Here is an 11,252-nt window from a genome sequence, read left to right as displayed (position 1 = left end):
TTTTTTTGATTATATTTTCTTTTTAGGAACCAGTCTTTTTCTTTTTATTTTTTATAGGACACTAGTGGTTTAAAATATATTTTTTACTAAGAACAAAAGATAAACAACTATCCTAAATTAAAAATCCTTGTTTGACTTGAAATAACTACAGTTCTATTATTATTCATACTTGTTTATTGGAGGAGAAATACCAAATCATTTCTTTTCTAAGCGCTATTTAACTAATATTTTTTTTTCAATTAACAGCCAACAGAAACCAGGTAATTATGGAGCGTAAACCATTCTTTTTGAATTGTTACGACTAATCTTATGTTGAGCATCATGTGTGGTGAGGGCGATGAATCTGCCCAGATAGACCTGACAAAAACAGAAACTGCAGGAAAGGCGCGTTCATCGAACTGGGTTACGATTTTCGTAATGGCGGTGTTGGCGCTCACCGTGCTCATCATCGCAAACACCATAGGCGGTTACGGGTATTTTCGGGATGAGCTCTATTATATCGCTTGCAGTAAACATCTCGATGCGGGATATGTTGATCAACCGCCTCTATCGATTTTCGTCTTAGCAGTAGCGTGCAGTCTCTTCGGTGATTCAGTGTTTGCCATTCGCCTCGTACCTGCTATTCTCTTCGGCGTGTCCGTTGCTCTAACGGGCATCCTCGCCCGGCGAATGGGAGGAGGCCGCGCCTCGATCGTACTGGCTTCGCTGGCGTTATTGGCCGCTCCGCAGATGCTGAGTCTCCACACTTACTTCTCGATGAACAGCCTCGACGTCATGTTCTGGCTTTTGGCGGTCCATGCGCTTATCGGAGCAGCTGAAAGCGCCAGGTTCAAGGCATGGATCTGGCTTGGATTTGTTCTTGGCCTGGGACTTCTCAATAAGACAAGCGTTCTATGGCTTGGAGCAGGCGTTTCCGCTGTAATTTTATTCGACAGGCGATTGCGCTTTCAGCTCAAGACCCCTGGGCCATACGCGGCGGCAGCTGTTGCTCTCGCGATTTTCTCACCCTTTGTGATCTGGAATGCCCTGAACGGCTGGCCACACATCGAGTTCATGCGGAACGCTTTGGAGCAGAAGTATTCATCACTCACCCGGTGGCGCTTTGTCGTCGATCAGTTCTGGGGAATGAATCCGTTTACGTACTTGGTTTCACTGCCGGGTCTCGTGTGGTGTTTTACTCATAAAGATGAACGTTCGCGACGGCTCATCGGTATAATGTTCCTCACTGTGTTTGGAGTACTTATCGCCAACTCTCATACAAAATCGGAGTACATCGTTGCAGCCTACCCGATGATATTTGCTTGTGGCGGTGTCTGCCTCGGCACGGCTAAATTCCCATGGCGCTGGGGCGTTCCAACGATCCTCGTCCTATCGGGAGCGGTTCTCGCGCCGTTTGCTATTCCGATCCTGCCCGTGAATTTGTACCTGAGTTACTCAAAAGCGCTTGGTGTAGCGCCGAACACGCCGGAAAACCAGGAACTCGGGGATCTTCCGCAGTTCTTCGCCGACATGCACGGGTGGGAGGAGCTTGCGCAGAATGTATCGAAGGCTTATGTCTCTATTCCAGATACCGAACGGGCCACGACGGTTGTCTTCGTCACGAATTACGGCGAGGCAGGTGCGCTGGAGTTGTACGCGCACAAATATCTTCTGCCGCGTGTGATATGCAACCACAACTCTTACTGGTTTTGGGGTGTCGGCCCAATGCCGGTGACGACATTTATCCGGCTGGGTGGAAACCGGGAAGATTACTTCGAGTCCTACGGCGACGTCATGCAGGCCGGTCTGCACACGTGCATGCATTGCATGCCAGAGGAGAATAATCTGAAGATATTTATCGTACGCGACCGGCATGTCCCGATCGACCGCGCCTGGGCGGAGTACAAGCACTTTGAATGAGAGGAATCACGATCCTCCTCTTTTAGATTTTGCCGGTGCAGGCGTTGTGCGGACGCGCTGTCGCGTGCTCAAAGAATAATTGAATTACTTGAATGGAGAATGCAATGCAGTATCATCCAAAGCGTTTACGTAATGAAATTCTGGATCAAAGTGAAATAAACAAAATAATAAAAATTGGAAATCATATTTCACTTGCATTGTCAGTAAATGATAATCCCTATATTGTAACTTTGAGTTATGGTTTTGATAAAAACAGGAATTGCTTCTATTTTCACTGCGCGAATAAAGGCGATAAACTTGATTATATAAAAATGAACAGCAAAGTATGCGGAACAATAATAGAGGATAAAGGCTATTTGGAAACTCAATGTGATCATGATTATTCTTCACTTATAGTACGCGGCAATATATTTATTGTTTCAGACCTGGAAGAAAAGAAACATGGACTCCAGATTTTATTGAACCATCTTGAAAAAGATCCAAAGCCGATATTTGAAAGAAACATAAAGAATGATGAATCGTATAATAAAGTGACAATACTGAGATTGGATATTGAATCTATTATAGGAAAGAAATATATTGGTTAAATTGCGCAACAACCGTTTCAAACCGGAATCATCCAGAGATAGCGACCTCAGCTTGAGAGAAAATAACTATCTCTGAAGTTGTTTAAAATATTTTTCATCGTTCAATTTTTAGAATGAATAGTGCAAATGCTTGACTCGAAGAATTTAATGTCATTGCATTAGATTAAATCCAAATAATGAAACAGAAAAAATAGACTGAAAAAGAATAATTCAGAATTTGACAACAACTCTTCACGGTTTTAATATAAAATAACAAACCTCACTGAAGGGGAAATGCAAGAACCTGCCTTAGGAACATCCTGTCTCGTAAACATAATTTTCCAGTAAAAGAATGATGAACTCAAGGGATACAAAAGCTTCAATGACAGAAAACAGTTTAGACCTGTCAATCGTACTCTCTGGTCAGGCCGGCCAGGGTATACAAACCCTCGAACGTCTTTTATTGAGGATGTTTAAAATTTCAGGAAGATATATTTTTTCATACAGTGAATTTATGTCGCGGATTAGAGGAGGCAACAACTCAACGTTAATTCGAGTTTCTTCACAAAGAAAAACCGCATTTACCGACAGAATAGATATATTTATTCCATTCGGTGAAGGGGCTATGGACCGGTTCAAAGAGAGAATCGGTTCCGATACAGTTATCATTGGTGAAGCAGTCTTTATTAATGATATTTACAAAAATGAAAATTATACTTTTATAGATATTCCTTTTACAGAAATGGCGAAAGAGTCCGGAGGGAAACAATACCTGAACCTTTTAATAATGGGACTATTCGCCGCCCTTTTTAAAATTGATCGTTATATGCTTATAGATCAGGTGCAATCCTATTTCTCATCTGCCGCCTCCGATAAAATTGATAGTAACATTAATGCAGCTTCCGCGGGATTTGAAAAAGGGCAGGAATTATTCAACAACCGGCAGGTAATCCGGATTCCGGATCCAGCTCCGGCGCTTTCACAGGAAATACTGTTGAATGGTGCAGAGACAATAACCTACGGGTCCATTGCCGGAGGATGCAACTTCATTTCTTCTTATCCGATGTCGCCCTCGACTGATGTTCTTGTAAATTTCGCGAAACATTCAACAGAATTGAATATAGCCGTTGAACAGGCTGAAGATGAAATTTCCGCGATCAATATGGCAATCGCGTCCTGGTATGCAGGAGGCCGCGCAATGGTCACCACATCGGGAGGAGGCTTCGCGCTGATGGCAGAGGGCTTAAGTCTCGCGGGCGCCACCGAATCCCCTGTGGTAATTCACATCGGACAAAGACCCGGACCCGCAACAGGATTACCGACGAGAACCGAACAAAGCGATCTCCTCTTCACACTTTTCGCCGGTCATGGCGAATTTCCACGGGTAATATACGCTCCGGGAAACTTCCGTCAGGGTTTATTTCTTGCCGCGAGATCCTTTCACATTGCCGATAAATATCAGGTGCCGGTCATTATCCTGACAGATCAGTACTATCTTGACTCATACACCACCATCCCTGAAATAAAAATGGATGAATTTTCTAACGAAAACATTATTGTTGAAACTGATGATAAATATCAGCGATACACAATTTCAGACACCGGAATTTCACCCAGAGGAATTCCCGGATACGGCACAGGGATAGTCTGTGTTGACAGCGATGAACACGATGAAGGAGGATACATAACAGAAAGTTTTTCTGTCAGAACTGCTCAGGTAAACAAAAGAATGGGGAAAATTAAAGCTATGGAACCAGATATTATAGCTCCCGATCTTTATGGCCCAGAAAACTACACAACACTCATTGTTTCGTGGGGTTCGACACTTGAAACGGTACTTGAAGCACTCATATCTTCGGGTGCAAAGGATACGGCTCTCCTGCATTTCACCCAGCTTTTCCCTTTACACAGGCAGACAGAAATATATTTAAAAAAAGCGAGCAAAACCATAATCGTCGAAAATAATTTCTCGTCACAATTCGCCCTGCTTATACGGATGCTTACAAGCTTTGAATTCGACAGGAAGATTACTAAATATAATGGAATGCCTTTCAGCGTGGAAGAACTGACACAAGAATTCATAAACCCGGCAGAGAGGTAAATTCATGTCATCCATTTTTGATTTTAATAGGGAAATTGATATCGCGTGGTGCCCGGGATGCGGCAACTTTGATATACTCAAAGCGCTAAAAGGGGCTCTTGATGACCTGAAGATTCAAAGAGATCAGCTTGTTATGGTTTCTGGCATAGGTCAGGCCGCGAAAATGCCTCAATATATTAATGTTAGTTTCTTCAACGGTCTTCACGGCAGATCACTGCCGGCGGCGACAGCCATAAAGGCGACTGATCCCAAACTGACTGTTATTGCTGAAAGCGGCGACGGATGCACTTACGGCGAGGGTGGAAATCATTTTCTGGCAACAATCCGCAGAAATCCGGATATAACCAACCTTGTTCATAACAATATGGTTTACGGCCTCACAAAAGGGCAGGCTTCTCCGACAAGTAAACGTGGCTTCAAAACTCCCGTTCAGACTGCCGGTGTATATCTTGAACCGTTTAATCCTGCCGCTGTTGCTGTAGCAATGGGCGCTTCATTTGTCGCCAGGGCTTTTTCCGGGGATGTTGATAAAACCAGAGAGATTATAAAAAAAGCGATAATCCATAAAGGATATTCTTTGGTTGACATACTGCAACCCTGCGTTTCATTCAATAAAGAAAATAATTTTCGCTGGTATCGAGACAATACATACTATCTGGATGAATCCTGGGATTCAACAGACAGAGACAAGGCAATGCGCAATGCACTTGAAAACAATAAATTTTCTCTCGGAGTTATTTATAACACTACAGAAAATACTGTTTTCGAAGAAAACCTTTTTCCGCAACGAAAAGAATCCGTACCTCTTTATAAAACAAAACCCGGCATAGATAAACTGAAGAAAATACTGGATTCAAAAAAAGTGTAATACTGTGGCATAAGTTACAGCTCTATATCAACTTCTTTCGTAACCAGCCGAAATATTATTGTTGAGAAAAATATTGTCTCTGAAGTTTTTGAATCATTTTTTTTACTCGGTTTTCATGTAGAATGGCTCAAAATATGGACTTAACGAATTTAAGCCATTACATTAGAATAAATCCAAAAAATGAAATAGAAAATATAGACTGAAAAGAAATGATTCAGTATTTGACAGCTCCCATATGCAATTTTAATATTGAGATACAAAACCACTGAAGGGGTAAGGACCAATTATTTCTTTACTGCGGGTCATTCACCAAAATAAATCTTCAATTAGCATTCAACTTAGGATAGACAATGATTGAAAGCAACGCATGCTTTGTCATTAGTAATCCTAATCTTATGCCGGGTCTGTGACAAAAACACAATCAGGAGATATTAAAAATGATGAAACTGGAAGAAATCAAGAGACAAATCGCACAAATCGTTGATATTAACAAATTCTTTCTACTTTGCAATGAAAACACAAATCCGCCAACCAAAAATTGGCTTTTTGCGACCCTACCCCTGGAGAAATCTTTCGATACGTTCATGCAGCAACTTGCCGAACTCGACCGAAGTACAGCTATCCTGTTCGCAACCTTCTTCGCACGCTATGCGTGGGATTATGTTTTTGAAAACCATCTTGTTCAAGTCAAAGACCTCGGTTTTGCCTTTCTAGAAACCGACCCATGTCTCGATGGGGAGACTATTGAGAAACAACTCAAGAATGTTGAAGCCTGGCTGAAAGAACCCACGCAAGAAAATACACAAGTTGTGAAGAAGGGAATCGATCACAGCCGACAGGTGGAGGTTTGGGAAGAAGACCTTTTCCCTCCTGATGATCAAATGTGGTTATGGATCATTGAAAACACGCAACTGCTTTCAATGGCCGTTGTTGCAGGAGACTTGGAAATCAATGATGATGACCCTGCTCAAAGTCCATACAGTTGGTCCTATAAGGCTTGTATAGCGAGAAGTGCTCTTTGTTCATTGAAGTCTATTGCTGCTGAGAAGCGGAATCTGGAAGAAGACCTAATCAGTTTATTTGGAAAAGTAAGAGAAGAGTGGTGAGGCAAATAGATTCAGTTGAACAGGCAGTGGAATCATTCAGCAGAGAAATTTATGCAGAATGAGAAAATATACGGCGAAAGAATAAAGCAGTTTATAGAAAGACTCGGCAAAAAAGTCTATTTTGATGCCATTCCCTTAAAAGCTTTCTACATTAATACCAAAAATATCCCGGTGAGTTATGAAAAGATGCAGACCATGGATTTTCAGCAGATTCAAACCGGAGAAAAATGGGGGGAGGTCTGGGATTGCGGGTGGTTTAAGTTTTACGGAACAATACCAAAAGAATGGCAGAACTCCGATTTCGGTGTCTATCTCGACACTGACGGAGAATCGTGCGTCTTTGAAAACAAGATTCCGGTCGCCGGACTTACAAACAAAATACATTGGGATCTCAGGGCAGGAAAATACTATTACCCCTTAATAAAACCGGCAGGGGATAAATTTGAACTTATTCTTGAGACTTCGGCCAATTCGCTTTTCGGAGAAGCAGGCAAAAAGGATTATTTTTTGAATGGGTCTGATCTTGTCCGTTTTGACAAGAAAATTTTTGAATTATGGATGGATATGCGGGTGCTCTACGAGATCGCTGAAAACCAGAAAAACGGTTCGGTCCGCAGAAAAAGAATTTTCTCGGAGCTCAACAAAATTTTAAATCTGCCGGATGAAAACTGTTTTATAGAAAATTCCCTGAATATTACCAAATCTCTTCTGGCTGTGCCGGCATCCTGGTCGGCTCTGACAGTCTATTCCATAGGTCATGCCCATCTTGACATGGCATGGCTCTGGCCGGTCAGAGAAACCAGACGGAAAGGGATTAGAACATTTGCAACGGCTTTGCAGATGATGGAAGAATATCCCCTGTACAAATTCGGAGCCAGTCAGCCTCAGCTCTACGAATGGGTCAAGCAGGATCAGCCCCTGCTTTTTGAGAAAATCCGCAGAGCCGTCGAGGAAGGCTGCTGGGAATTACAGGGAGCCATGTGGGTGGAGCCGGATATGAATCTTTCCGGTTCGGAATCTCTGGTCAGACAATGTCTATACGGAAAAAGGTTTTTCAGGGATGAGTTCGGAAAGGAAATCAACAATCTTTGGCTGCCCGACGTTTTCGGTTACAGCGCCGCCTTGCCCCAGATTCTAAAAAAGTGCGGAGTTGACTATTTTATGACAATGAAGATATCCTGGAATGAAACCAACCGCTTTCCGCATCATCTTTTCAACTGGCAGGGCATTGACGGAAGTTCTGTCATTGCGCACTTTTTGCCGACTGACGACTACAATGTTGCCAACACTCCCAAAGAACTTATTAAAGGTGAAGAAAAATTTTCTCAGAGCGACATTGCCGACGCTTTTTTGAATCTCTACGGAAACGGAGACGGCGGCGGCGGACCGGGAAGAGAACATATTGAATACGGCCTGCGCCAGCAGAACACCGACGGTGTACCCCGGTTCAAGTTTGCTTTTGCACAGGATTTTTTCAAAAAAATCAGCGAAATTGATAAAAACATCCTGCCGGTTTGGGTGGGAGAGCTTTATCTTGAACTGCACAGGGGAACTTATACTACACAGGCCCTGATGAAAAAATATAACCGCAGACTTGAGCAAAGACTCAGAGATATAGAATTTCTTTCGGCGATAAACGGAGGAATTTTTGTAAAAGAACTGGAGAAAATCTGGAAAAACACTCTGCTCAATCAGTTTCACGATATTCTGCCCGGTTCCTCAATAAAACAGGTCTATGAAGACGCTCATGCTCTCAGTGAGAAAAATTTATCTCTATTGGATGAAATTCAGACCCAAATATTGAGTGAATTTTATGATGAGGAAACTTCCGGCAAGTATCATGTTTTTATGAATACCCTCAACTGGGAACGCAGGGAGACAGTTGAACTTCCGGTTGATAAAGAACAAAACGAGGTTTTTACAGAGACAGGAGAAAGGTTTTTTGCCGAAAGGCAGGATGACAAGCTGATCTTTTGCCTCGATTTGCCTCCAATGGCAATGATCGCCGTGACAACGGGAACCACGGAACTCAAAAAAGATACATTTAACGAACTATCTTTTAAAGACAATGTACTGGAAAACAGCTTGGTCAGAATCAGACTGGAAGACGATGGAAGCATTGGATCCTTTTTTCATAAAGAATATGATTACGAATTTCTGAGCGGACCGGCAAACCAGTTTTTGTTGTATGACGATGAACCGCTCAAATGGGAAGCATGGGACATCAACCATTATTACCGGGAAAAGCCTCCGATAAAACCAAAACTCCTGGAACGAAATGTTATTGAAATCAACCGATTCAGAATTAAAATACTGCAAAAGCTTAAAATTGCGGAGAGTCTCATAGAACAGGATATAACTCTTGAAGAGGGATCCTCTCTTTTGAGGTTTGACAATACTGTTCATTGGCAGGAAAAGAGAAAAATGCTGAGGTTGTCAGCCGAAACGTCAGTTCTCTGCAATGATTCCATATCGGAAATTCAGTTTGGTTCAATCAGCCGTCCCAATAATAATAACACAAGCTGGGATACCGCACGTTTTGAAATCTGCGCTCACCGTTATGCAGGATTGAGCAACCACAGCTACGGTTTTGCCGTGCTCAACGACTGCAAATACGGTCATTATATTAAAGGTTCGACTATTGACCTAAATCTTCTGCGCTCTCCCGTCATGCCTGACGGCAATATTGCCGATCAGGGAATCCATGGATTTGCTTTTGCTTACTATGTTCACAAAAACCGGATAGAGGTGAGCGACACCTGGAAAAAGGCTCATGAATTCAATACTCCACTTCTCAGGTTTTCAGCCAAAATAATTCCTGACTTTCAAAACCCTATGACAATTATTGGTGACAGCGGAAATATTAAAATAGAGGCAATTAAACCGGCTGAGAAAGGGAAAGGAATTGTCCTGAGATTTTACGAGACCTGCGGTCGCAACGGCGAGTTTATCTTTCAGCCCAAAGCTAATTATAAAAATTGTTCTGAAACCGATCTCCTGGAAAATATAACTGAGCAACTCGACTTTGAAAATTGCGGATCAATCAGCTTGAAATTCAAACCATTTGAGATTAAAACCATAAAATTGAATTAGAGTAAAAATATTTTTAAATTTTAGACCCTACCGGCAACAAAGGATATGTGATTTTTATTCATGACTTTTCCATAATCGATGTTTGAAGGTTTAGTTAAAATATTGACAGAATCTATACCATGATATATACTGTTGCCGGAGGTGAGAAAATGAAAAACGCAAAACTTTTTATAAATGGCAGAAGTCAGGCCGTTCGTTTACCCAAGGAATTCCAGTTTTCAGGGAAAGATGTTCTAATCCAGAAAATTGGTGACGCCGTTATTCTTCTCCCGCACGATAAATTATGGGAAGTATTCCTTCAAGGTTTGAATGGTTTCACTGATGATTTTATGAAAGAAGGCCGTAATCAAGGGAAAAATCAAATACGAGAAGAGTTTTGATGTATCTGCTGGATACGAATATTTGTATCTATATCATAAAGAAAAAGCCTGCAGATGTTTTAAAGACATTAAAAATAAAATCTAAAAAAGATATTTATATATCAGCAATAACAATTGCTGAATTAGAATTTGGAGTTTCAAAAAGCCAATTCCCTGAAAAGAATAAAATAGCTTTGATTGAGTTTTTATCAATCTTCAATATTTTAGCATTTGACGACAAAGATGCAGTTAATTTTGGGATTATTAAAACAGATTTGGAAAAAAAAGGTAAAATAATAGGTCAAATGGATTTATTGTTGGCAGCTCAGGCAAAAACGAAAAAGCTCATCCTTGTCACAAATAACATAAAAGAGTTTGAAAGAGTAGATGGAATAAGAATTGAGAATTGGGTAAAAGAATAAATATAAACAAGCAAAGTATATTAATTTAGGAAAATTGTCATACATTGTACAAATATAGATAAGAAATTTAAAAGACAGGAATTCAGTTAATTATGGAAAAAATCATTGAGAAAATAAGAACAGAACTGAGAAAAAACATTGATGAAAAAACTGAGTTAACCAGTCAGAAATTTTTTAAGGAAAAGATAAAGTTTTACGGGGTAAAGGTTCCAATTGTAAATAAAATAAGCAGGGAATATTTCAAATTTATCGAATCAAAGACAAAATCTGAAATATTTGACATTTGCGAAAGGTTATGGCAATCCGGATTTATTGAAGAATCGTTCATTGCCTGCCATTGGTCTTATTATATCCATAAGAAATTCGAACCTGAAGACTTTCAAATTTTCGAGAAATGGGTAGACAAATATGTCGATAACTGGGCTTCATGCGATACTCTTTGCAATCATACGGTTGGAGAATTCATTGTAATGTATCCCAAGTATTTATGCAGATTAAAAGACATGGCCAAATCAAAAAACAGATGGATGCGCCGAGCGTCGTCCGTGTCATTGATTATACCGGCAAGAAAGGGAAAATTTCTAAAGGAAATTTTAGAAATTGCTGATATTCTGCTTTTGGATAAAGATGATTTGGTTCAAAAAGGTTACGGCTGGATGCTCAAAGCTGCTAGTGAAGCCCGTCAAAAAGAGGTGTTTGATTATGTAATAAAAAACAAGAGTCAAATGCCACGAACCGCTTTACGGTACGCCATTGAAAAAATACCGAAAGATTTAAAAATAAAAGCTATGGAGAGGTAAATTTAATTCATGACAAAGATGAAAATGAAAAGCATAGT

Annotated in this window: 9 protein-coding genes; all 9 read left to right on the top strand. The window is 40.9% G+C overall.

Annotation, left to right across the window (positions count from 1 at the left end):
• Positions 1 to 309: 309 nt before the first annotated feature.
• The 9 genes from JXL83_01090 to JXL83_01050 all read left to right on the top strand — a co-directional run bounded on the left by JXL83_01090 (position 310) and on the right by JXL83_01050 (position 11,214).
• Positions 310 to 1,899 carry a glycosyltransferase family 39 protein gene (locus JXL83_01090; protein MBN2362708.1) on the top strand — a complete coding sequence of 530 codons (1,590 nt, stop codon included), beginning with the start codon at positions 310 to 312 and terminating at the stop codon, positions 1,897 to 1,899.
• 92 nt (positions 1,900 to 1,991) lie between these two features.
• Positions 1,992 to 2,486, top strand: a complete 495-nt coding sequence (locus tag JXL83_01085; protein MBN2362707.1) for a pyridoxamine 5'-phosphate oxidase family protein — start codon at positions 1,992 to 1,994, stop codon at positions 2,484 to 2,486.
• A gap of 361 nt (positions 2,487 to 2,847) precedes the next feature.
• A complete protein-coding gene (locus JXL83_01080; protein ID MBN2362706.1) occupies positions 2,848 to 4,566 on the top strand; it encodes a 2-oxoacid:acceptor oxidoreductase subunit alpha in 1,719 nt (572 codons plus the stop codon).
• Positions 4,567 to 4,570: 4 nt separating this feature from the next.
• The gene (locus tag JXL83_01075) at positions 4,571 to 5,434 is read left to right on the top strand and encodes a 2-oxoacid ferredoxin oxidoreductase (GenBank protein ID MBN2362705.1); all 864 of its coding nucleotides are present in this window, start codon (positions 4,571 to 4,573) and stop codon (positions 5,432 to 5,434) included.
• A gap of 437 nt (positions 5,435 to 5,871) precedes the next feature.
• Positions 5,872 to 6,540: a hypothetical protein gene (locus JXL83_01070; protein MBN2362704.1), complete on the top strand. Its 669-nt coding sequence runs from the start codon at positions 5,872 to 5,874 to the stop codon at positions 6,538 to 6,540.
• Between the two features lie 51 nt (positions 6,541 to 6,591).
• Positions 6,592 to 9,633, top strand: coding sequence for an alpha-mannosidase (locus JXL83_01065; GenBank protein ID MBN2362703.1), 3,042 nt, complete (start codon positions 6,592 to 6,594; stop codon positions 9,631 to 9,633).
• Positions 9,634 to 9,782: 149 nt separating this feature from the next.
• Positions 9,783 to 10,013, top strand: coding sequence for an antitoxin (locus JXL83_01060; protein ID MBN2362702.1), 231 nt, complete (start codon positions 9,783 to 9,785; stop codon positions 10,011 to 10,013).
• A complete protein-coding gene (locus tag JXL83_01055; GenBank protein MBN2362701.1) occupies positions 10,013 to 10,414 on the top strand; it encodes a type II toxin-antitoxin system VapC family toxin in 402 nt (133 codons plus the stop codon). The genes JXL83_01060 and JXL83_01055 overlap by 1 nt, the downstream gene beginning before the upstream one ends.
• Before the next feature lie 92 nt (positions 10,415 to 10,506).
• Positions 10,507 to 11,214, top strand: a complete 708-nt coding sequence (locus tag JXL83_01050; GenBank protein ID MBN2362700.1) for a DNA alkylation repair protein — start codon at positions 10,507 to 10,509, stop codon at positions 11,212 to 11,214.
• Positions 11,215 to 11,252: the final 38 nt, after the last annotated feature.

It is taken from the genome of candidate division WOR-3 bacterium, from assembly GCA_016934535.1.
Taxonomy (GTDB): Bacteria; SDB-A; SDB-A; order SDB-A; family SDB-A; genus JAFGIG01.
This window is presented reverse-complemented; position numbering and strand designations above follow the sequence as displayed.